Genomic DNA, 20,785 nt, shown 5'->3' on the forward strand with positions numbered 1-20,785 from the left:
CCCATCCGCATAGCGCATACCAACGGCATAGCGCGTAGATGAGCATCAGTCAGCCACACAAACAGGCCAATCACCTCGAAGCGCCAAGGTCAGTACCAGTACTGGACCCCGGGGTGATTCGCACCTTGCGTTCGCCTTCGTGGTCTTCCGGGCGCTCACCCGCATGACCGTTTGATCCGCTTCTCGGCGGTGGATTCCGTCTGGTTTAGCAATGCGACGAAATACTCCTACCCACGCAGAGCTTCCAGGTATTTCGAGCCATGCACCTTGGTGATGAATGCGATAAAAACGGATCAAAACACTAGTCGCAAACCATCCCTAAACGCCCACTGACAGCCGAACGCGGGGCGGAGATTCCGGTCAGCCCGCGAGCGGTTGCGCGACTGAGACAGTGACCCGGTCACCGAAGCGGCTGCGCAGGTCTGCCTGGGCGCTGGCCAGATTTCCGCTGACGCCGACCTCCACCACGCCGCGGGTGAAGCTCACCGCCGATCCGTCGCCCACCATGACGATGCTGTAGTCGCTCGTGTGCCCTATCAGTGCCGCGACCCGGTTGCGGGTGGCGGCCAGCTCGCTGATCGAGCGCGGCGCGTCCCGCAGGTCCACGCGCACGCCCAGACCCAGGTGGGCGAGGGCGGCGTCGAAGCCGCCACCGCCCGGCTTCCGGTAGACGATGACGCAACCGTCCGGAACGTCCACCATCAGGCCCGTGAAAACATCCTGGTAGGAGCCGCCGAGGCGTGAAACCGCATCCGCGGCCGTGTCCAGCTGCTGCTGATCCGGTCGGGCCGAGCTCGGCGGAGGGCTTGCGGCGACGGGGGACGCGGCGGCACTCGTCGGCACGGGAGCGGACGGCACGACATTTGTCTGTCCAGCGCAGGCTGCGCAAGCCAGCAGAGCGGTCAAGGCCAGGGTGACAGCGGCCAGGTGTATCGGCGTTGGGGTACGGGGCATCGATCCAGCCTCACTTCATCGGCGACGGTTCGTGATCGTACGCGGGCGCGAAGCGGCGTGCGTAAAGAAGGCAGGCACCCTGGGCCCGGATCCATCGATGGAGCGCCGTCTCCAGGCCTCTAGCATCCGGGAGCGGATCGGATATCCAGGCGTGGCCAGGCGCTTCGACCCGTTACCGGCTCCCAGCTTGATCCTGCTGTGCATGCCGGGCAGGTCGAGCCCCGGCACGAAGTGGGCGTTTGGGGATCTGCCGTGCCCCGTTGCTGAAGGGTTCGTTGAGGTCACCGTGAGCGGCGTTGAGGGTGGGTATCCGTCGGACCTGACGGATGAACAGTGGGCGCTGGTGGAGCCGTTGCTCCCCTCGGCGCGGGTGGGGCCGAAGGGCGGGCGGCTGGAGAAGCATCCGCGGCGGCGGATCGTGGACGCGATCTTCTACGTGGTGCGGACCAGGCACGCCCACGACGACCATCGCCCAGGACGCCAGAGCCTCGATGCGTGCCGTGCTCTCACGCCTTCGCGGGTCAACTGAGCCGGGCGAGAACGGCGCGGCCGCAGTCTGCGGGTCCTCGGCCTCTTCGCGGTGATCGGGACCGAGGTGAGCGCCCGACCCTTACTATGTGATCATGAAGGCTGGGATGGGTGTGCGCGTCGTGAAGACCGTGTCGAAGGTCGGGGCCACGGTTCTGCTGATGGGGACTTTGGCGGGCTGCGGAGACGGTTCGCCGTCTCCCAAGGCCGCTCCGGCGGTAGACGGCAGTCCCGCCGGTGCGGCGCCGGGCTCATTGCGGTTGACCGCTCCGGAGTCCCTTCCCGGCGACTACCGGGCAGAGAGCCCCGCCAACGTCCGCGCCGACCACCCCGCAGGCCCGCAACCAACTGGCTACGAAAGCTTCGACGGCAGCCTGGTGGCCAAGTACACCACTGACTCCGGTGGGATCCTGACCATCGGCGGGGCCTGGGGCACCATCACCGATCCCGACGCGGTGACGACGTCCGCGATTGCCGCGATGCAGTCCCCGAGGGGCACGTGGACAGTGCCGCTGACCGACGTCGACGCCCGGGATCCGCACGACCCGCAGGGCCGGCTCAAGTGCGGAGTCTCGACCGAGGCACTGCTCGTCATACCCATATGCCTCTGGGCCGACCACTACACCGCGGGCTCCGTGGCCTTCCCACCCTGGGCCGAAGGGAGTCCAGCCACTCTCGACCAGGCCGACGCCGCCGACCGCACCCGCCGCATCCGCGACACCATGACGGTCCCCAAGTAGCCGCCGCACCAGTCGCCTTGCCGTTTAACCTCCGACCGCGCTCGTACTGTGCCGATTGTCGGTGAGTGCTGCTATCTGTGGCAGCGTGACCAGCGATGACAAGGGCGCCATGCCGCAGAGGTTCAACATCGTGCTCGGGCCGGAGAACGGCCCGTACGCGTGCCCGTGCTGCGGCTACCTGACCCTGGAAACTCGCGGGGCGAACGAGACGTGCCTCGTGTGCTACTGGGAGGACGACGGGCAGGACGAACACGACCGCGACGAGGTCCGCGGCGGTCCGAACGGGACACTGAGCCTTGCCGAGGCACAACACAACTACGAGACGATCGGCGCCTGCGCACCTCAGTGGGCCAAGTACGTTCGCGCGCCCTTCCCCGAGGAACGGAAGTACAAGGACCCGGAGTATCGCTGGCTCTAGAAGTCTGGGCGATCCGCCGGGGCCAGGGTTGGGGCGCCGCGCCCGTGCGGTCAGAGGCGGCGCAGGACCGCGACGACCTTGCCCAGGATGGTCGCGTTGTCGCCGTTGATCGGCTCGTACGCCGGGTTGTGGGGCATCAGCCAGATCTGGCCGTTGTCGCGCTTGAGGCGCTTGATGGTGGCTTCGCCGTCGATCATGGCGGCCACGATGTCGCCGTTCTCGGCGACCGGCTGGCGGCGCACGGTGACCCAGTCGCCGTCGCAGATGGCGGCCTCGATCATCGAGTCGCCGCGCACGGTGAGCGCGAACAGCTCGCCCTCGCCGACCAGTTGGCGGGGCAGCGGGAGGACGTCCTCGACCGTCTGCTCGGCCAGGATCGGACCGCCGGCGGCAATCCGGCCGACCAGCGGCACGGTGACGGGGACACCGGTGCTCCTGGTGCTGTCGGCGGGTGCGGTCTGGCGGTCGGCCCACACGCGGTAGGCGCGGGGCCGGTGCGGGTCGCGGTACAGGTGGCCCTTGCGCTCCAGGGCCTTCACTTGGTGGGCGACGGAGGAGGTGCTGGTCAGGCCGACGGCCTCGCCGATCTCGCGCATGGACGGCGGGTAGCCGCGGCGCTGGACGGAGTCACGGATGACTTCGATCACCCGGCGCTGGCGCTCGGTGAGGCCTTCGGCGTCGGTGCGCACGCCCGGGGGCCGGCCACTACGGGCGCGGGTTGTCGTGGTATCGGCCATGGTGCCCTCTCGATCGTGCGGGTGTCGACTGTATCCGGCGTCCTGCGAGTCCGTCACCGGGCTTTCAGGTTCGGTGACCTGCCCGGATGCCCGCTCGGGGGTGCGCGCCGAGGTCATCGGAAGTCCCTGCTGCGGGCGCCGGGGGCGAGGGATTTTGGCGTAGACGTCCTCCGCGACGTCTTCGGGGATGCCGCGCTCGGCCATCCCGGCGAGGAGGCGCTCACGCAGCTCGGCGACCCGTTCGTGGGAGCGTTTGGCGCCCATGGCCTGGCGCAGCTTGTCGGCCTCGGTGGGGGTGAATCCGGCGCAGTCGATGGCCAGTTGCATCATCTGCTCCTGGAACAGCGGGACGCCGAGGGTCTTGGCGAGGGCGCGCTCCATCAGCGGGTGCGGGATGGCGGCTTTCTCCCGGCCGTTGCGGCGGTTGATGTAGGGGTGGACGGATCCGCCCTGGATCGGGCCGGGGCGGATGAGGGCGACCTGGACCACCAGGTCGTAGAACCGGCGCGGTTCTCCAGACATGCGGTTGTGTCTCATTGAGTGTTTTTCAGAAGACACTCACGCCTCATGCAGATGTCATCCCTGGCTCTCCGGTACGTCTGGTGTACCCAGCCGCATCTACCGGATCCAGCAGGTGACCTGTGCAGCTGTACTTCGCAAACCCTCGCGCCGTGTGGCGGGTCGGCGACGTGGCCGGGGTCGACCGCGCGCTGCTCAGGAACGTGCTACTGCACTACGAGCTGCCCGCCGGGACGCCGGTTCTCCTGGACGAGGCGATGCGGCCCGTCGAGCCTCTGTCGTCCTGGTTCCGGAGGCTTGCGCTCTACCGCAAGAAGCCGAAGACGATGCGGGCCTACGCCTACACCGCGCTGATGCTGCTGGGCTTCCTTCGGGCCCGGGGCGCGGACCTGCGGACTGCGACGGAGGCGGACATCCTCCAGTTCCGACAGTGGCGGCTCGACGACGCCGCCGAGACGGTCGACGGGGCGAGCTGGGACAGGGACGCGGCGGCGATCGGCCAGCTCTACGACTTCTTGAAGGACACCGGCTACGTCTCGGGCCGCCCCTGGCGCTCGACACTGCAGGGCGAGTCGCTGGGCAGCGGCCTCACCCGGGACGCCAGGGTCAGGCACTTGGAGATCGAGCAGTACCTCTACTTCCGCGACGTGGGGTTCGGCGGCCTCACGCCGGACGCCGCACTGGACACGGGGTTCGGCGGGTTCCGGCCGCACCGCAACCGGGCGGCGGCCGAACTCGCACTGCAGGCAGGGACGCGCCGTACCGCACCGAGTAGCCCGAGGCGGAATGCAGATGCGTCGCGAGCACTCTGCGTCACCTCCTGTCCGATCGGCCCCCTTCTGTCGTCGTGTCTCCGGCTCCCCTCCGGCCCCTCCATTCGATCGTACGTTCGATTGCTTTTGCAAGTGGCATTCGCGCAGGTGGGCGACGTTCGGGGCGGGTGTCCCGTGCCACCGATCCTTGACCGATTGCCACTGCCGTTGTCGGCGAGGGCTTGCGGTCGGCGACGGCACGATGCTCGGTGGCGCCGGCGGTCAGCACCACCAGCCCGGCCAGTTCGTCCCGGCCTGCGCGATGGGCGGCCGGCCGCAGGACGGCGTACGGACGCCCTGCGGCATACACCGGCAGGCCGCCCGCCCACCGGGGTCCGAGATCTCCTCGTGGCCCAGGCGCGCGGGCCGCCCGCAGTCGGCCTCGACCCACCGGGCGGCCGCGGCCTCCAGCCGGAAGCGCCGCCCCATCGGCATGGCGGCCCGCCAGTCCTGCCCCGCCCTCGGCTCGGCCCACCCCTCCCGCCGCTCCCGCCTGCGCCGCTGCGCCTCACCCGCCTGCTTGGCCTGAAGCTCGCAGTCGGCTGCGGCGTGTGCCTGCGCCTGCTCGACGTAGCGGGGCACGGTCCACCGCACCCGGTGGTCGTCGTCCCCGGCGGGCAGCCGGTGGAGAACGACCCGGTCGCCGAGTACCCAGGCGACGACGTCGTCCAGGGGCGCGCTGACGCTCTCCCAGCGGCCGTGGCCGTGCGGGCAACGGCACTTCTTCCGGCAGGGCGTGACGGTGAAGCGGCCGACGCCGCCGTGCACGGTTCAGTTCTCGGTGCTGGCCGGCCCGCGGGCTGAGACCACCACCGTGGGCGCAGCGCCCACCCAGCTGCGGGAGGACAGCGCCACCCAGCACACGGCGATCCCGGCGGCAGCGTAGCGGGCGGTGCGCTCCCGGAACTCGTCGCGGGTGATCGGTGAGAGCTGCGCCTCCCAGGCTGTTCGGCGGGCGCCGTCGGCGGAGGAGGCCATCACGTCGGCGCGCCAGGATCCGTCCGGTGCGCGGACCTCCAGCTCGGCGTACCAGCCGGCGGCCCGGATCGCGTGCGCGAGCTGGAGCTTGGTCAGGTAGTGCTCCATGCTCTCCTGCGCCAGCGCGCAGGCCGGGGAGCCGCGGTCGTGGGAGAAGAACCGCATCCCCGTGGGGGAGACCTTGGCGTGCACCCCGTGGCCGCACTCCGGGCACCCGAGCGGGACCCTCGGCCGCGCGCGGTGGACCGCTGTCCACGCCCAGCCGCAGCCCAAGTCGTCCCGGGTCGCGTCCAGGCGACCCCGCTCTGCGTGTACTGCGGTGAAGGTCACCGCTCCCCTTCTCCCCCGGCCGGCTGCGGCGCCGACCGTCCTCCCCGCCCTCCGCCCTGTCGAACCTGCGGACCGGGGCGCGGCCGGACCGCTTGGGGGGTGCCGAAGAGAACCCACGGCACCGACCTGAGTACGGATACTCAGGATTCGCACCGGGTCGCGCTCGTACGGTGGCGGTACAAAGCGCAGCAGGGGGTGGGGGTTGTCCGGCAAGGCGTGGATGAAGGCGGCTCTGGTCGCGGTGGCGGGCATTGCTGTCGTGGTCGGTGTGATGTTCGCGCTCCTGATCGGTGTGTGGTGGTCCCTCGGGTCTGAGGACTCCTCCTCCAAGCCCGGGCCTGAGACCGTCCGCCGTACCCCGGAGGAGTTCCAGGTGCTCAGCGAGCGCACCGTTCAGGACACGCTGGGGAGCCTGAGCCCCGGCCTGGTGCTGAGCGACAGGGGCTGTACCGTCAACCGGTACGAGCCGCGGTCGGACGGCACACTGAGCCGGCTGTCCACCTTCGACCGGCGGTTCACCGCTCGTACCAGGATCAGCGCGTCCCATCGGCAAGAGCTCAAGGACCGCATCGAGGCTTCGTGGCGGCTGCGCGGTTACCGCCAGGAGCCACCGGTTTGGACCCCGAGCAGTCCGGACGCGGGCCCGGACATTCTCAGCGCTGGGACCTCAGAGGGGATCGGTGTGTGGGTCGCGCTCTCCCCGCAGCCGGACGGGATGATCACTCTCACGATGTCCGTCAGCGGCGTCGACGTTGCATACGCTCCGGAATACGCCCGCCCGCTGTCACCCCTGAGACCGGACACCGAGGACACCTACTGGTCACACTGAGCCGAACCGTCCCCACCGACGTGCGGGCGAGTTCGCGAGATCTGCCCCTCCGTCCACCTCCAGGCCCGTCGCGCCCTCCGGCGCCTCAAGGATTCGAGGAGTATTTCGAGAAGCGCGGAGTCGAACTCGGCAACTGCACTCGCCCATAAGAACGTCATGCCAGCCGAGCGCGCCCGTTCTCCGGACTACATGGTCGCGCGGATCTTCACTTCCTAACCCAGGGCATCTCCGTCGACCCGGGCGCTGTAAGAAATCCATCGATACCCCACTCGGCGCCCCAGTTTTTGCCCGCCCAGTCATCCGCGGGCGACCAAAGAGGTCGGGCCGGCTGAGGCCCCCACACGTCAGGGTCCGCGCGTACCAGCAACTCGTCCTCGCTGGCGTAACCGCCGGTCAGCACGGTTGCCAGGAATTCCGCAAACCCACCGTTCGCCGGATGGCCCTCTTCCTCCTCGGCACCTTCTACACGGCGATGGTGCTGGCGGGCTACGCGGTGGAGCTCCTGTTCGGCGCCCTCGGCCTGATCCCGGACCGGCGGAACGCGAAGATCCCGATGTCCGGTGTGGAGTGGAACTACACCACCGGGCTCAACATCGCCTTCCTCCTGCTCGCGGCCGCTCTCCTCATCCGCTTCTTCGGCACCGGCGGCGCCGCGATGCTACGGATGATGGGCGGCTCCCCGGACGCGGGCGAGAGCGCAGCACACCGTGACCAGCACGCGGGCCACGACCACCACTGATGAGATCTGCGCGAGACGTCGGCCAGGCCGACGTCTCGCGCAGTGCTGTTCAGGTGCTGGGGTGTTGCCGGTCTCGATGGTGATGATGAACGCGGTCCACGCGTCGGGGGCGAGGCGAGCGCCGGCCCCGGACAACCTCGCCCCCTGCGCCGTGGTCCGCTGGATCACCGTGCCGGTGCTGGAGCCGCTGTCACTACGGGAGGGGAATGAACAGCAGGATGCTGTGGGCAGTGGCGGCGCTGTAGCAGGCGGTGCCGGGGAAGGTGGCGGTGTAGAAGGGGGTGGCGACGGCGAAGACGGGGACGATGGCGTTGTGGATGGTGGCGGTGCCGCTGGCGTCGGTGACGGCGGTGCCGAGGTTGACCGGGCCGAAGAGCGTGGTGGCGGTGAAGGTCACCGGCTGACCAGCCACCGGCATCCCCGAGGTGGTCGTCAGGGTGGCACTGAGGGTGGGGATGTAGTACTCCGGCAGCGGGGTCAGCCGGAGCCGGATCGTGCCTGGCTGCGCGGTCAGCGTTGTGTGGTTGGGGTTCACGGTGACGGGGGTGCTGTAGCTGGAGCCGCTGAAGCAGCTGTCACCGCCGTAGGCGGCGGTGAGAGTGCCCGTGGTCAGGGCGGTGGTGGTGAAGCAGGCCTGCCCCGATATGTTGACGGGGAGCATCTGTGTCTGGCCGTTGGGGAGGGTGAAGGTGACCGTGCCGGTCGGCACTGAGGTGGTGGCCGCTGTCGGGGTGATGGTGGCGCATACGGTCACGCTCTGCCCGCAGCTGGAGGGGTTCGGCGTCACCGACAGCGTCGGCGTCGTGGGGTTGGGGCTCACGGTGACGGAGGTGGGGTTGCCGTTCACGGTCGCGGTGAACGTACCGGCGGTGTAGGTGTGGGTGGTCTGCCCGCTCCCGGTGGCGTCCAGGGCGACGGTGACGGTGGGGCTGGCGTCCCCGAAGTTCACCACCGCCGTCCCGCTCGGAGTCCCCCCGGAAATGCTGAACGTCACCGTTTGCCCGCACCTCGGCGCCGCCGGCGAGGTCGTCACCGTCAACGGCGAAATCTCCGTCACGTTCGCCGAATTGGCGTTGGTGACGTAGACGTTGCTGTTCGGCGCCGCCGCCACCGAGAACGGGAACGCGCCGACGGGGACGGTGGCCACGACGGTGTTCGTGGCGCTGCTGATCACCGTCACGTTGTTGGAATTGGAGTTGCCGACGAAGACGTTGCCGGTCGGCGCCACCGCCACCCCGAACGGGCCCGCGCCGGTGCCGACGGTGGCGAGGACCGTGTTCGTGGCGCTGTCGATCACCGTCACGTTGTTCGAAACGGTGTTGGTGACGTAGACGTTGCCGTTCTGCGCCACCGCTATCACCCCCGGGACCGTGCCGGCGGGGACAGTGGCCAGGACGGTGTTCGTGGCGCTGTCGATCACCGTCACGTTGTTCGAGGTCTGGTTGGCGATGTAGACGTTGCCGTTCTGCGCCACCGCCGCCGCGCCCGGGAAACCACCGGAGGGGAGGGTGGTCACGGCGGTGTTCGTGGCGCTGTCGATCACCGTCACGGTGTTCGCGTTCCGGTTGGCGACGTAGACGTTGCCGTTCGGCGCCACCGCCACCGCGTCCGGGACCGCGCCGACGGGGACGGTGGCCAGGACCGTGTTCGTGGCGCTGTTGATCACCGTCACGCTCGCCGAAGTGGAGTTGGTGACGTAGACGTTGCCGTTCGGCGCCACCGCCACCGAGAACGGGCCCCCGCCGACGGGGACGGTGGCCAGGACGGTGTTCGTGGCACTGCCGATCACCGTCACGTTGCTCGAGCTCTGGTTGGTGACGTAGACGTTGCCGTTCGGCGCCACCGCTATCATGGCCGGGTCCCCGCCGACGGGGACGGTGGCCAGGACCGTGTTCGTGGTGCTGCTGATCACCGTCACGCTCGCCGAGTTGGCGTTGCCGACGTAGACGTTGCCGTTCGACGCCACCGCCACCGCCAGCGGGGTCGTGCCCGCCGGGATCGTCACCGTGGAGAACGCCGCACTCAACAGCGGCGCCACGAGCCCCCGTACAGCGGGCACCTCGGATCCACCCGCCGGTACAACCGGCCGAACCCCGCAGGCTATCGCCGGAGCTCCCAACCAACCCGTACTCGGTTCCATGGCAAACCTCTCTCAGCTGAGAGCGCCACCCAAGAATTCCCACCGGGGCCCACGTCGCACGGCGCCGGTATACGCGAACCGGATCACCGCTTGCACACCGGGACAGAGGGAGGACATACCGACACGCACCGCGCACCTGCGCGCCACAGGGGTTGCCTCTCTCGCCGGAGAGATGGGCAACCCACCGGAAAACGGTCACCATCATTAACCCGAAATAACCAGTACGACACCACCCCCTTGACTCGACTATCACCCGAACAGACCAATCCGCAGCCCGACCCGAGCACGCCGTACGAGAGGACGAACTGCACGCAATGTGGCCGCGTTGACCGCCCGCGACCGTGAACGTCTCGATCGCCAGCTCTGCGTGGTCGCCGGTCCTCGGCGTTGTAGGGGAACCCTGCCCTTGCCGAGAACCTCATCCAGGCTGATCAGGCTGCATGTCGGTATTCGTGGAGGAGGCCGCCGAGTCGGTCGGTTCGGCGTATGTCGAGGCGAGCGATTCGCTCCGGGTTGTCGATCTGTCGGCGTCGGTTGGTTTTCACCCGTCGCCGACACGATCGGCTCGGGAAGGGCGCAGCGGGGTCGGGCGTTCGCGATGCCCTGGTGCGGTCTGTGGGAGTTGTAGAACTTCTCGAACTCGCGCAGGGCGTGGAGTAGATGCTGCTCGTTCCAGATCAGAGTGCGGTCCAGTGGCTCTCGGCGGCAGGTCTGTATCCATCGCTCCATGAGGGAGTTCATGCGCGGCATACGGATGCCGCTGAGCACGACCTCGATGCCCGCGTCCTGCAGGACGGGATCGAACAGTTCGGGGAACTTCCCGTCCCGGTCCCGGATCAGGAACTGTGCCTGGCAGCCGGCGTCCTCGAGGTCCATGACGAGGTTCTTCGCCGCCTGCGTCACCCAGGACGCGGTCGGATGCGCGGTCGCGCCCAGGATCCGGATCCGGCGGCTGGCGTGCTCGATCACCGCGAGCACGTACAGCCGGGCCCCGGACAGGGTGACCGTTTCGAAGAAGTCACACGCGAGGAGTGCGTCCGCTTGGGAGCGCAGGAAGTCGGCCCAGGTGCTGGAGGTCCGCTCGGGTGCCGGCGGGATCCCGGCCTCCTTCAGGATCTCCCACACCGTGGACGCGGCCACCTTGACGCCGAGAACGAGCAGCTCACCGTGCAGGCGCCGGTACCCCCACCCCGGATTCTCCGCGGCCAGACGCAGCACCAGGGCGCGGACGGAGCGCACGGTCCGTGGTCGGCCTGGGCGCTTCGGACGGGACCGGGCGGCATGGCGGCAGGCGGCCAGGTCGCGGTGCCGGCGCAGCACGGTCTCCGGCCGCACCAGCAACCGCATCCTGCGCAGCACCTGCGCCGACAGGCCCTGCAGCAGTGCCGCCAGGAACGCCCGGTCGCTCGCTTCGAAACGGACCCGCGGTCCACTCAGCTGCCGCTCCAGCACCGCGATCTGATGGCGCAGGGCCAGAATCTCCGCGTCCTTCTCACGGTCGCTCATCGGCAGCAGCCGCAGCAACGCGAACGCGGTCGTCACACCCAGGTACGTCAGTCGCAGCAGCACGACCAGTCATCATCCCGGGACGATCGCAGGCCTGCCAGAGCGACTACCCGACCAACGAGGCCGGCACTCGTACACCCTGCCTCCCACCAGGCCGGATGAGGTTCTCGGCAGGGGCAAGGCTGCCGAGGCCCCGAGAAGGCACAGGAGGCCGCCACCCGCGGGTGGCGGCCTTCCGGCGTCTCAGACAGGGACGGCGACGACCGCGTCGGACGCGGGGGCGTCGCCGGTTCAGATCCGGGCCAGGAGCTAGTTCTTGTCCACCCCCAGGTGGAGTCGACGACACCGCAAATCGTGTCGGGCGTGCCAATGCCCCTGACCGAGTCCCTGCGCGCGTGTGCGGTCATGACGTCAACCCCTGGCGTTCCGTGATCGGGTGCACCACTGTGTGTGGGCTGACCAGGCATGTCACCGCCTTGGACGATCCGGTTCCGATCGCGGGCGGACGGCGACGATGCAGCGACGGTCGATGCTGACCGGCATACCCGTTAAGGCTGCCGGTGTAGCCGCAGCGGAACGCCAGCGTGCGCTGCAGCGCCTTGGTGGTGCCGGGATCGACGGTAGTCCGCGTGCCACTCCGGCGAGGTCGCTCAACCGGCCGACGGCGAGGTGCGGCAGGTTCGCGCACTGGCCGCCGACTGGCCCCGGCGGGTCAGCCGTCCAGCTTCGCGTACAGGCCGCGGCCCGGGCGCTGCGCCCGGCCGGCCTTGGCCAGGCGCTCCAGCATGGTGCGCACCGCGTTCACGTTGTCCGCCGACTCCTCGATCTCCAGCCGGGCAATCACCTCTCGGGCGCGCAGGGGCCCCTGCGCGTCGGCCAGCACGCCCAGCACACTCTCGGAGGTGGCACCGGTCGTTCGCCGCCTGGGCGCGGGCGCAGCCTTTTCGCTCTTCTGTGGCGCCGGCTCGGCGCCGGTCTGCACCGGCCCGGTGGCCCGGGCCGCAGCCGTCTTCTTCGTCGCGGTGCGCGGCCGCGCGCCCTCGGCGGTCTTCTTCGCCGCGGCCTTCTTCGCGGGTGCCGCCTTCTTCACCGTGGTCTTCTTGACCGGGGCCTTCTTGGCGGTGCTCTTCTTCGCCGTCTTCGTGGCCGTGTCCGTGCGGGTGGTGGCCTTCTTGGCCGGCTCCGCGCCCCGGTCCGGGCCCGCTTCGGCTTCGGCCGCGATTTTCTGCGGCCGGTCCCCGGCGATGGCGTCCGCCTCTGCCCGCGTGTTGCCCGCCGGTGCGGTGTCTGGCGAGGTCGACGGTTCGGCCAGGGCCCGCAGGCTCTCGATGGCGCCGCGTACGGCGTTCTCGCGCGCCACGGCGGCAGTCAGCTCGTCCTCCAGGCGCCGCCGCCGCGCCTCGATGCCGGGAAGTTCCGCCTCCAGCTGGGCGATGGTCTCACTGAAACGGTCTTCTGCCACGGTTCCTCGTCTCATCCGCCCACGCGGTCTTCCGCAGGGACTGTGCGATCTTTACCCCGTTCCCGCATCCGCCAACAAGAACCGCGCCCGGCAGCTGGCTCCGCCGTCGCGGCGGCGGAGCCAGCTGGTGGTGGGGTAACTGACCGTCAACGGTTACTCACTGTGGGTAGAACGGGTTGCGCGTCTGGCGCAGGTGGGCGTCGATCAGAGCGAAGGTGGCTTCGGGCTGTTCGATCTGCGGAAGGTGGCCCGCCTTGGGGATGACCTCGAGCCGGCCGTTGCCGAAGGCATCGGCGTACGCCGCGCCGTAGGCGGGGGTGACGATGCGGTCGCTCCTACCCCAGAGCAGGAGGGTGGGCGTCTGGACATGTCCGAGCCGGCGCAGCAGCTTGGGGTCATGCATGTAGGGGTCGCCGGCGAGGATGCGCATGGTGGCCATGTTGGTTTGTCTGCGCGCGAGTTCTTCGGCTGGGACGTCGGCCGGGTCGAGGTAGTACCGGTCTGAGTCGTGCCAGGAGTGCTCCGCGACGCCGCGGGCGTCAAGGGCGAAGAAGTCAGTGATCGGTTCCGTCTCGACCTGCACGCCGACGGCATCGATCAGGACAAGGCCGGTGATCATTCCCGTGCTGTCGCGGACGGCCATCTCGGCGGCTATCCAACCGCCGAGCGAGGAGCCGACGACGAGAACGTCGCGCAGTCCGCGTTCGCGCAGGTGGTGGAGGTAGGCGAGGGCGAGGTCGGCGATGCCGGTGAGCCATGCGGGGCGGTGGGTGCCGTCCCAGCCGGGGTGCACGGGCGTGATGGTGTGCGCGGTGCGGGAGAGGTGTTGGGCGAGGCCGGCGACTGTGGCGCGGCCTCCGCCGCCGTGCAGGATGAGGACCGGCCTGCCGGCTCCGGCCTCGTCCAGCGTGAGGGGCAGGTCGGCGTACGGGGCTGATGCGTCGGTGGGCATGCCCCCAGAGTAACTAAACATCTTTAAATAAGGAAGCTTGGTTGTGGCGTAAACTGGCTCCATGCACAGTGAGCTGCAAGAACTCGGCAGAGCGGTCAAACAAGCCCAGTATCGACAGCACCGGGCCCTCGACAGCGCGCTCTCCGCCATCGGCACGACGCTGGCCCAGTGGGACGCGCTGCGAGCGATCAGCCGCTCACCCGGGGCATCAGCCCGCGAGTTGGCCGCAGCGACATTTCAGACCGAGCAAGCCTTCGGAACACTCGCCGGCCGCCTCACAGCCCAGGCCCTCGTCGAACGCCGACCGGGGCACGGCCGGCGCATCGAGCACCATCTCACGCCCATCGGCGAGCAGGTACTGGCGGCCGGCCACACGGTTGCGGACAAGGTGCTCGCCGCCTGCTTCTCGGCCTTGCCCGGCGCGGACCGCGCAACCCTGCTCGACCTACTTCAGCGCCTCACCGCAGAACGAGACACGTAGACCCGCCGCAGGCACACCTCATGCGTGTTTCCATCCCTCGCCACCCGCTGAGCGACCGCCTCGGCACAGCCCGAAACAGATGGGCTGGCGGGTGCCCCCGCCAGCCCATGCTCGTCACGGACTGTTACATCGCAATTGGCCGTCCGTGGGGAATTCCACGGCTCTGGCGCGAGTTCCGTGAAAGCCGCCCGCGGATCTCAGCGATTGTCGATCATGATGGGTGTCTGTCGCTGATCTCCTGGCAATTCTGTTCGCCCAGTTCGCGCTGCTACACATGGACTTCGTCAGGCCGGTTGGCCGGTCGGTACGAGTCCATGCGCGCGGTCGGGCGCACGAGGCGGAGTGCCCGAGCTGCGGTAGCTGGTCCGAGCGCGTCCACAGCGGCTACGAACGGCGGGTCAGCGACACGGCCGTCTCCGGCCGGGAGCTGGTGCTTCACCTGCGGGTCCGCCGGTTCTTCTGCCACAACGACGACTGCGGGAGGCGGACCTTCGCCGAGCAGGTCCCCGGCCTGACGTCCCGCTATGGGCGGTGCACGGTGCCGCTGCGGAAGCTCCGCGAGGCCGTCGCCCTCGCACTCGGCGGCCGAGCCGGAGCCCGCCTGGCCGAGCACCTGGCGGTCGGGATCGGCCGGGACGCCTTGATACGCCTGATCCGCGCACGACCGGACCCGGCTACCGGGCGGGTCCACGTGCTTGGCGTCGACGACTTCGCCCTGCGCAAGGGCCACAACTACGGCACTGTCTTGATCGACATCGAGAGTCGCCGTCCCGTCGAGGTCCTGCCCGAGCGGTCCGCCGACGCCCTGGCCCACTGGCTCACCGAGCACCCCGGCGTCGAGGTGATCTGCCGCGACCGCGCTTCCTACTACGCCGACGGAGCAACCCGCGGTGCCGGCACCGCGACGCAGGTCGCGGACAGGTACCACCTCTGGGCGAACCTCGGCGATGCGGCTGAGCGGCTGGTCGCCCGCCTGCGCTCGCAGTGGGCCCCGCCCACACCGGACAAGGAGAAGGTGAAACTGCCCGAAGGACCACGGGCCCGGCGCACCCGCGAGCGCCACGCCGCCGTCCACGTGCTGATGGCCAGAGGCATGGGGCACAGCCAGATCGTCGCCGAGCTGCATCTGGACCCGAAGACGGTCCGGAGGTTCATGAAGGCCGCCACTGCGGACGAGCTGATCGGCGAGGGGCCCTCGGGCGGTCGACAGACCGGCCTTCAGGGCCACACGGCCTACCTGATCGCCCGGTTCAACGAGGGCTGCACCAGCGCCGACCGCCTTCACAGGGATCCGGACGCCGAGTTCGCCCTGGACGTCTACACCGGGCTGAACGGCCTCATCCAGACCCGCGGCGGCGAGAACAGCGCGACCATCCTGACCGGCGTCGAGACCGGGAAGGTCGCGCTGACCTACGAGCCATGCCAGGCGGAGCCCGCACTGCACGTCGACGGGGTGGGACGACGTGGTCGAGGTCAGCATGACCTTCAGCACCAACCGGGCCGGTTTCGTCGGACACGGCTTCCAGGACGACCCCATCACCACCCTGCCAAGCCTGTCCGCCGCCGGAGCAGGCTCCTACCGCCTCCGTGTCCACGTCCGCGGCCGAAACGAAGGCCTGGACCTGGAGGACAACTACGGCGACCCCGTGGAGTTCTACCTGATCCAGGCATGGCCAGCCCCGGTGACACCGGAGATCCGCCACAAACTCACCGACCGCCGCGGCGAACAAGTCCGAACGGCCTGACCACAACGGTGCCTCGGCCGGGCGGCCGAGGCACCTCAACCTCATCCGTAGCGAAGAAGCGCCGATCGAGCCTACGGAGCCGCTGCAGTCCGCCATCGCCCCACCACGGCGGGGCCGCCCGACGCAGGATCTCGCGCTCCTGCTCGAGCTCTCGGACCTGCTCGCGCAGCCGAGCGATCTCGGCATCCTTCGCCGAATCCGCGACCGCCTCGGGCGTCTCCGCCTTCTCGGCGGCCTTGATGAGCTTTGCCCCGCGACGTGGACACCCTTGACACTTGGATCTTGTAGTTCCACAAAGGGAAGTCCAGGTGGGACGTCCGTCGAAGTACTCGGACGGCTTCGGTGATCTCTTCCTGCTCTGCGGTGACGTCAGCCCGAACTTCCCGCCCACTGAGCCGCGTTGGGGATCGCTGGATGACCTGCGGTTCGAACAGGTCGACGACTACTTCGCGGTCCTGGACGAGACGAGCCCGCCATCTGGCTGTATCCCCTGGCGCGGGAGTCTGTTGTGCACCACCATCCGGGACCGTTCGAAGGCCTGCGACTGCACTATGACCCCGAACTGGATACCTCGGGCATGGTCGCGCACTTCGTCGACGTCGTCGAACGCCTTGCGAACCTTCTGCCCGCGCAGACGCTCTGGGGACAGCAACGTGAACCCATCGGGCTGCCCATCGCCACCGACGCCCTTGCGGCTCGCGTCCAGCGATTCGTCGACACCGGCGAAGGGCAGTAACAGTGGCAACAGCGGCAGCAGGTGCAATGGGTGGGTGCGGGGTCATCGGGCGGGCGGGCTCGCGGCGCTCCAGAGTTCCTCGAAGCGGCGGATGCGGCGTTCGACCCGCTCCGGACGAACCACCAAGCGGGTGTTGGCGATGGCCAGGCGGCCGCCCTGGTCGAGGGCGCGGGCCGAGGAGACCTCGTAGCTAAGGGTCTGGTCGAACACGATGAAGTCGAACATCGGATCGACCCGGGAGGACGCGGCCAGGCCGCTGGACCGCATCACCCGGACCACGATGCCCGCCTCGGCCTGTTGGCGGCAGACCTGTTCGACCTCGCGGAGGGCGGCCGGGTCCTCGCTGTCCAGAATGAACACTCGACGCACCGTCACGCCGCGGCGCACGGCCTCGCCCTGCAGGGCGAGGTAGCGCAGCCCGAGTTCGGAGTCCCAGAACTCGGAGTCCGCGGCGGCGCTGGTGGCGTCGATGCTGCCCACCGCGACGGCGGTGAGCGAGAGCAGCCAGTCGCGGTCCTCGCCGTCGTAGGCGGCCTCACCGGCGGGGAGTTCCCGGATGAGCTCGGCCAGCCGCCGGATCTCCTGTTCCAGGAAGGCGTACATGACGGTCGGTCCGTTCTGGCCAACCTCCGCGGTCTGGTTCAGCAGCCGGGTCACGGTCGCGGCGTCTAGCCGGGACGATCGCAGCTGCCGCATCTGCCGGGAGGCCTCGCTGACGCCCGCGAGGCCGTTCACCAGCGCTCCCTCCACCGACAGCAGGCGGCGTTCGAAGTCGACCAGGAACTGGACCATCAGCAGCGTGCCGCCGACGAACGACGACAGGATCAGCGTGATGCTCTGCGGCTGCGCCGTCGCGTTGGTGAGCAGGTAGGCGATCCCGCCGCCCGTCAGCGAGACGAGGATCTTGCGGACGATCGGAGGTATCCGCACCAGCGGTGGCGCCGAAGCTTCCTGTGTCACTCGTTCCCCCCAGGTGTGAGTCGGTCGGGTCCGGGCCGGCAGCGAACTCCCGACGCCGGGAGCGGCAGCGGCAGCGGCTGACGCAGAGGCTAAGGCACCGTCACGACGGCCCGTAGAACACGTAGTCGACCCGGTGGGCGACTTCCGCGGGCAACGTGCGGCCCTCGTGGGCGGCGTGCGCGGCGAGCTGTGCCAGGGCCTCCGGCGGCGGGGCCCAGTGGTCCAGCACCACCTTCACGGCGTGCTCGACCGGCAGGAACCCGGAGGGCAGCACCGAGCAGGTGCGGTACGCAGTGAACGGCTCGGCCTCGGGCCGGATCCGGATCAGCGGGGGCAGGTCCCGCCACGAGTCCGGGAACTCCCCGGTGGCGGGAACGGCTTCGAGGACCGCCCGGCTCCGATCGCGCAGCAGGCCGAGCCGCAGGAGCTGCCACACCGCGGCCAGGAAGGAGCACGACCAGGCCCGGCCGCCGCTCCGCTCGCTCCACAGCTCGATGTCCACGAAGACCGAGTGGCGGTGCCCCTCCCTCTCCCGCGGGGGCCGCCAGAGCGGTCCGCCGCCCGGCGCTCCGGCTGCCGGGGAGCGCTCGCCGTTGCTCAGCCAGCCGTTCACTCTCGGCGCCGGACGGGAGCCGTCGGGGCCGGCCGCCAGGGAGGGCGCCAGCCGGGCCTCGACCAGCCGGGCCGGGCGGACCGCTCCCGCTCGGGCGCAGGCCGACTCGCGGGCCAGGTAGTCGATGTCGAGCCCGGCGTCGGCGGCCACCGCCAGCAGCTTGGGCAGCACCTCGCTCGGTGCGGTGCGCCGGGCGGCGTGGTCGTCGATCAGGACGCAGGTGCTGATCCTGGCCGCCGGGCTGACCTGGGCCGCGCACGCCCGGCGGGCCGCCTCGGCCCACGGCGCGACCCGGTCGAACTGCTCGCGCAGGCGCGCGGGCCCGGCGCGCAGGTCGCTCGGGTAGAAGTGGCCCAGTTCCAGCGAGAGATGGGCGAACGGCGGCGCGGCCTCGCCCGGCCTGCGGCCCTGCTCCGGGAGTGCCTGCTCGGCCGCACCCTCCCGGGCGCGGGCGGTCACGGCCCGGCCTTACGGCGCAGGTCGCGGTCCCGGCGTTCGGGGCGGAGGGGAGTCCGGCGGGTCGCCGGGAGTTGACTGTATGTCAATGTTCCTTCCCTCCGTCCGTTTTCGCCCGAGTGCCAGGAGCATCCCGGTGTAGCCGTCCCGCAGCGGTCCGGTCTCAGGGGTTTCTATCCGGATCACTCCTAGATCACTCGCGGCGTGTCCGGCGAGCGCGGCGAGGGCGTCCTCGGCAGTGATCTGGCAGGCCGGGAACCGCAGGTCGCCGACCTCGTAACCGAGCGAGTTCTCCATGAACGCCACCGCGAACGGCGCGCCGGGCCGCAGTGCCGCGGCGAACCGGTCGACAGCCGCCGCGAACTCCTCGTGGTGCGCGGAGACCGACTCGGCGACGAAGAACATCGTGCCGATGTCGGCGCTGTGCTCCGGCAGGTCGGAGAACAGGTTCCCGTCGACCACCCGGGCGATCTGCGCGAGCCGCCGGCGCGGGTCCGCCACCGCTCGGTAGGCGGGGTCCTCGCCCAGTACCCGCCAGAACTCGTCCCAGTTCTCCGAGTACCGCCCGAGCTCGCGCCGGAGCCAGTCGACGTTGCGCTTGCCGCGTTCGAGGAGGGTGATCCTGAAACACCATGGCAGCATGGCGAGCGCCGGGTAGAGGTTGCTTCCCGAGCCGACGTCGACGCCGCGCAGCGCCCCGGACGGCAGGTCCCTGGCCAGGGCGCTGAAGTGGTCCCGGACAGCGGCCAGGATCTGGCCGTCGTCGACGCGCAGCGACTGGTAGTTGCACGCCGCGTAGGACTCCGGGTCGAAGTCGTTCCAGGGTAGGTCGCCGTTGGCTGGGGGCATGGTTCGACGAGGCTACCAACGAGAGGTGATGACTGTGCACCGGAGCGAGGGACCCGACGGTCCCGACCATGGAACCGTGCGGCCCGTGGCCGAGCACGAACTTCCGGAACTGGTCCGGATGGACCACCGGCTCTTCCCGGACATGCCCTACCCGTACTTCGTGCTCAGGCAGTTGTACGAGCTGTACCGCGACCGGCTGCTGGTCGTGGAGCACGGCGGCGAACTCGGCGGGTACGCGCTGTTCGCCACCACCCCGGACGGTCGGCGCAGTTGGGTGCTGGCCCTCGGCGTCGTCCCCGGTGCGCGGGGGCTCGGCTACGGGCGCTCGCTGATGGCCGAGGGCCTGGACCGTCTCACCATCGACGGTGTCCGCGAGGTGATGATCACCGTCGCCCCGGGCAACAGTGCTGCCCGCGGCCTGTACGGGTCGCTCGGCTTCGTCCAGGTCGACCACCGGGCCGACTACTTCGGCTCGGGCGGCGACCGGCTGATCCTGCGGATGCCGCTGCCCGGGTAGCCCTCGGCGCGCCGCCCGACCCGCCGCAACGCCGGATCGGTTGTGCGAGGGCGGGTCCGGTCGTGTCCTGCCACCGGGTTGGCTGTCAGTGAATGGGAGCATGGCGGCGGCCCAGGACGCGCAGACTCGGACCATGGATGTTGTCGAGGTACTGCCGAGGCTTCGGATGCTCTGCTTCGCCGTGGGTGCGGCCTATCTGTGGCGGGACGGCGACGGGCTGATCCTGATCGACACCGAGACGGCTGACTGCGCGTCGGAGATCGAGCAGGTGTTGGACGGCGACCTTCTCCGGATCGTGCTGACGCACTGGCACGAGGACCGCACCGGCTCGAGGCGCCGGTGATCCGGGGGCGGGCTGCCGGAGCGCCGGCGGTGCTGGAGGACTTCGAGGTACCGATCAGGGCGGCGCTCCCGCCGCTGCCGCCGGCTCCACCTTGTCCGGCCGGGTGCGCGGCCGTCCCGGGCCGAGCCGCGGCACACGGACACGGACACGGCCCAGGACGACCTGGAACTGCGGGGAGTCACCCCGCTGTCCTGCCGTGATCACGAGCGACATCGACTTCTGTGTCTGCTCGACCGCCAAATGGATCTTGGTGGTCAGCCCACCGCCAGAGCGTCCGGGCCCGTGGTCGGTGGGCTCGGCGAAGACGCCTCCGGGCGGCTCGACGTGCAGATCCCCCTTACCACCCCCTGAAGGGTGTCAAAACTCCGATCAGGCCGCTGAGCTGGACCTTTCCGTCGGGTCGACGGGTGGGCGGGCGGGGGCGGCGTGGTACTCGTTGAG

18 protein-coding genes and 7 pseudogenes are annotated in these 20,785 nt (G+C 69.8%); 12 read left to right on the forward strand and 13 right to left on the reverse strand.

Annotation, left to right across the window (positions count from 1 at the left end; translation table 11 throughout):
• Positions 1-360: 360 nt before the first annotated feature.
• On the reverse strand, positions 361-906 hold the full coding sequence (locus ACH4E7_RS42610) for a hypothetical protein (RefSeq protein WP_396254598.1): 546 nt from the start codon (positions 904-906) through the stop codon (positions 361-363).
• Positions 907-1,201: 295 nt separating this feature from the next.
• Between ACH4E7_RS42610 and ACH4E7_RS42615 the strand changes: the two are divergent.
• The 3 genes and pseudogenes from ACH4E7_RS42615 to ACH4E7_RS42625 all read left to right on the forward strand — a co-directional run.
• Positions 1,202-1,402, forward strand: a pseudogene (locus tag ACH4E7_RS42615) (transposase); the annotation flags it as partial.
• Between the two features lie 175 nt (positions 1,403-1,577).
• Positions 1,578-2,222 (forward strand): hypothetical protein, encoded by a 645-nt coding sequence (locus ACH4E7_RS42620; protein ID WP_396254599.1) that lies wholly within the window; start codon positions 1,578-1,580, stop codon positions 2,220-2,222.
• Positions 2,223-2,307: 85 nt separating this feature from the next.
• Complete coding sequence (locus tag ACH4E7_RS42625; protein ID WP_396254600.1) at positions 2,308-2,640, forward strand: CPCC family cysteine-rich protein; 333 nt, start codon at positions 2,308-2,310, stop codon at positions 2,638-2,640.
• 50 nt (positions 2,641-2,690) lie between these two features.
• Here the strand turns inward: ACH4E7_RS42625 and lexA are convergent, their stop codons facing one another.
• Both lexA and ACH4E7_RS42635 read right to left on the reverse strand, forming a co-directional pair.
• Entirely contained in the window at positions 2,691-3,377 is a 687-nt protein-coding gene (gene lexA, locus ACH4E7_RS42630) for a transcriptional repressor LexA (protein WP_396254612.1), read from the reverse strand.
• A 201-nt stretch (positions 3,378-3,578) separates the two neighbouring features.
• Positions 3,579-3,914: pseudogene (locus ACH4E7_RS42635) on the reverse strand (hypothetical protein); the annotation flags it as partial.
• Between the two features lie 239 nt (positions 3,915-4,153).
• Here ACH4E7_RS42635 and ACH4E7_RS42640 point away from each other — a divergent pair.
• Positions 4,154-4,408: pseudogene (locus ACH4E7_RS42640) on the forward strand (site-specific integrase); the annotation flags it as partial.
• Between the two features lie 522 nt (positions 4,409-4,930).
• Here ACH4E7_RS42640 and ACH4E7_RS42645 read toward each other — a convergent pair.
• Both ACH4E7_RS42645 and ACH4E7_RS42650 read right to left on the reverse strand, forming a co-directional pair.
• Entirely contained in the window at positions 4,931-5,476 is a 546-nt protein-coding gene (locus tag ACH4E7_RS42645) for a hypothetical protein (protein WP_396254613.1), read from the reverse strand.
• A gap of 3 nt (positions 5,477-5,479) precedes the next feature.
• Entirely contained in the window at positions 5,480-6,268 is a 789-nt protein-coding gene (locus ACH4E7_RS42650) for a competence protein CoiA (RefSeq protein ID WP_396254601.1), read from the reverse strand.
• Here ACH4E7_RS42650 and ACH4E7_RS42655 point away from each other — a divergent pair.
• Both ACH4E7_RS42655 and ACH4E7_RS42660 read left to right on the forward strand, forming a co-directional pair.
• Complete coding sequence (locus ACH4E7_RS42655) at positions 6,237-6,845, forward strand: hypothetical protein (RefSeq protein ID WP_396254614.1); 609 nt, start codon at positions 6,237-6,239, stop codon at positions 6,843-6,845. The genes ACH4E7_RS42650 and ACH4E7_RS42655 overlap by 32 nt on opposite strands.
• 424 nt (positions 6,846-7,269) lie before the next feature.
• Positions 7,270-7,584 (forward strand): annotated as a pseudogene (locus ACH4E7_RS42660) (permease); the annotation flags it as partial.
• 193 nt (positions 7,585-7,777) lie between these two features.
• Here the strand turns inward: ACH4E7_RS42660 and ACH4E7_RS42665 are convergent.
• The 4 genes and pseudogenes from ACH4E7_RS42665 to ACH4E7_RS42680 all read right to left on the reverse strand — a co-directional run bounded on the left by ACH4E7_RS42665 (position 7,778) and on the right by ACH4E7_RS42680 (position 13,644).
• The gene (locus tag ACH4E7_RS42665; RefSeq protein WP_396254602.1) at positions 7,778-9,643 is read right to left on the reverse strand and encodes an Ig-like domain repeat protein; all 1,866 of its coding nucleotides are present in this window, start codon (positions 9,641-9,643) and stop codon (positions 7,778-7,780) included.
• A gap of 512 nt (positions 9,644-10,155) precedes the next feature.
• A pseudogene (locus ACH4E7_RS42670) lies at positions 10,156-11,293 on the reverse strand (integrase core domain-containing protein).
• A 649-nt stretch (positions 11,294-11,942) separates the two neighbouring features.
• The gene (locus ACH4E7_RS42675) at positions 11,943-12,692 is read right to left on the reverse strand and encodes a hypothetical protein (protein ID WP_396254603.1); all 750 of its coding nucleotides are present in this window, start codon (positions 12,690-12,692) and stop codon (positions 11,943-11,945) included.
• Positions 12,693-12,849: 157 nt separating this feature from the next.
• Positions 12,850-13,644, reverse strand: a complete 795-nt coding sequence (locus ACH4E7_RS42680; RefSeq protein ID WP_396254604.1) for an alpha/beta fold hydrolase — start codon at positions 13,642-13,644, stop codon at positions 12,850-12,852.
• A gap of 61 nt (positions 13,645-13,705) precedes the next feature.
• Here ACH4E7_RS42680 and ACH4E7_RS42685 point away from each other — a divergent pair, with 61 nt between their 5' ends.
• The 4 genes and pseudogenes from ACH4E7_RS42685 (at position 13,706) to ACH4E7_RS42700 (ending at position 16,606) form a co-directional block, all read left to right on the forward strand.
• Positions 13,706-14,125 carry a MarR family winged helix-turn-helix transcriptional regulator gene (locus ACH4E7_RS42685; RefSeq protein WP_396254605.1) on the forward strand — a complete coding sequence of 140 codons (420 nt, stop codon included), beginning with the start codon at positions 13,706-13,708 and terminating at the stop codon, positions 14,123-14,125.
• A 274-nt stretch (positions 14,126-14,399) separates the two neighbouring features.
• Positions 14,400-15,065, forward strand: a pseudogene (locus tag ACH4E7_RS42690) (ISL3 family transposase); the annotation flags it as partial.
• 538 nt (positions 15,066-15,603) lie between these two features.
• Positions 15,604-15,870, forward strand: coding sequence for a hypothetical protein (locus tag ACH4E7_RS42695; RefSeq protein WP_396254615.1), 267 nt, complete (start codon positions 15,604-15,606; stop codon positions 15,868-15,870).
• Positions 15,871-16,378: 508 nt separating this feature from the next.
• A complete protein-coding gene (locus ACH4E7_RS42700; protein WP_396254606.1) occupies positions 16,379-16,606 on the forward strand; it encodes a hypothetical protein in 228 nt (75 codons plus the stop codon).
• Between the two features lie 42 nt (positions 16,607-16,648).
• On the opposite strand, the gene ACH4E7_RS42705 is transcribed toward ACH4E7_RS42700, so the two are convergent.
• The 3 genes from ACH4E7_RS42705 to ACH4E7_RS42715 all read right to left on the reverse strand — a co-directional run bounded on the left by ACH4E7_RS42705 (position 16,649) and on the right by ACH4E7_RS42715 (position 19,484).
• Positions 16,649-17,566 (reverse strand): DUF6879 family protein, encoded by a 918-nt coding sequence (locus ACH4E7_RS42705; RefSeq protein WP_396254607.1) that lies wholly within the window; start codon positions 17,564-17,566, stop codon positions 16,649-16,651.
• 100 nt (positions 17,567-17,666) lie between these two features.
• Positions 17,667-18,638 carry an SCO2522 family protein gene (locus tag ACH4E7_RS42710; RefSeq protein ID WP_396254608.1) on the reverse strand — a complete coding sequence of 324 codons (972 nt, stop codon included), beginning with the start codon at positions 18,636-18,638 and terminating at the stop codon, positions 17,667-17,669.
• Positions 18,639-18,647: 9 nt separating this feature from the next.
• Positions 18,648-19,484 (reverse strand): SCO2525 family SAM-dependent methyltransferase, encoded by an 837-nt coding sequence (locus ACH4E7_RS42715; protein ID WP_396254609.1) that lies wholly within the window; start codon positions 19,482-19,484, stop codon positions 18,648-18,650.
• An 85-nt stretch (positions 19,485-19,569) separates the two neighbouring features.
• Here ACH4E7_RS42715 and ACH4E7_RS42720 point away from each other — a divergent pair, with 85 nt between their 5' ends.
• Both ACH4E7_RS42720 and ACH4E7_RS42725 read left to right on the forward strand, forming a co-directional pair.
• Positions 19,570-20,001, forward strand: coding sequence for a GNAT family N-acetyltransferase (locus ACH4E7_RS42720; protein WP_396254610.1), 432 nt, complete (start codon positions 19,570-19,572; stop codon positions 19,999-20,001).
• Positions 20,002-20,134: 133 nt separating this feature from the next.
• Entirely contained in the window at positions 20,135-20,344 is a 210-nt protein-coding gene (locus tag ACH4E7_RS42725; RefSeq protein WP_396254611.1) for an MBL fold metallo-hydrolase, read from the forward strand.
• An 87-nt stretch (positions 20,345-20,431) separates the two neighbouring features.
• On the opposite strand, the pseudogene ACH4E7_RS42730 reads toward ACH4E7_RS42725, so the two are convergent.
• Positions 20,432-20,620, reverse strand: a pseudogene (locus tag ACH4E7_RS42730) (IS5/IS1182 family transposase); the annotation flags it as partial.
• Between the last annotated feature and the right edge of the window lie 165 nt (positions 20,621-20,785).

The organism is Kitasatospora sp. NPDC018058, assembly GCF_044327205.1.
GTDB lineage: Bacteria > Actinomycetota > Actinomycetes > Streptomycetales > Streptomycetaceae > Kitasatospora.

Coding starts and splice junctions, on each gene's coding strand:
- lexA (WP_396254612.1), bottom strand. CDS start 3,377: ATGGCCGATACCACGACAACCCGCGCCCGTAGTGGCCGGCCCCCGGGC.
- ACH4E7_RS42680 (WP_396254604.1), bottom strand. CDS start 13,644: ATGCCCACCGACGCATCAGCCCCGTACGCCGACCTGCCCCTCACGCTG.
- ACH4E7_RS42695 (WP_396254615.1), top strand. CDS start 15,604: ATGACCTTCAGCACCAACCGGGCCGGTTTCGTCGGACACGGCTTCCAG.
- ACH4E7_RS42620 (WP_396254599.1), top strand. CDS start 1,578: ATGAAGGCTGGGATGGGTGTGCGCGTCGTGAAGACCGTGTCGAAGGTC.
- ACH4E7_RS42650 (WP_396254601.1), bottom strand. CDS start 6,268: ATGCCCGCCACCGCGACCAGAGCCGCCTTCATCCACGCCTTGCCGGAC.
- ACH4E7_RS42685 (WP_396254605.1), top strand. CDS start 13,706: ATGCACAGTGAGCTGCAAGAACTCGGCAGAGCGGTCAAACAAGCCCAG.
- ACH4E7_RS42725 (WP_396254611.1), top strand. CDS start 20,135: ATGGATGTTGTCGAGGTACTGCCGAGGCTTCGGATGCTCTGCTTCGCC.
- ACH4E7_RS42715 (WP_396254609.1), bottom strand. CDS start 19,484: ATGCCCCCAGCCAACGGCGACCTACCCTGGAACGACTTCGACCCGGAG.
- ACH4E7_RS42655 (WP_396254614.1), top strand. CDS start 6,237: ATGAAGGCGGCTCTGGTCGCGGTGGCGGGCATTGCTGTCGTGGTCGGT.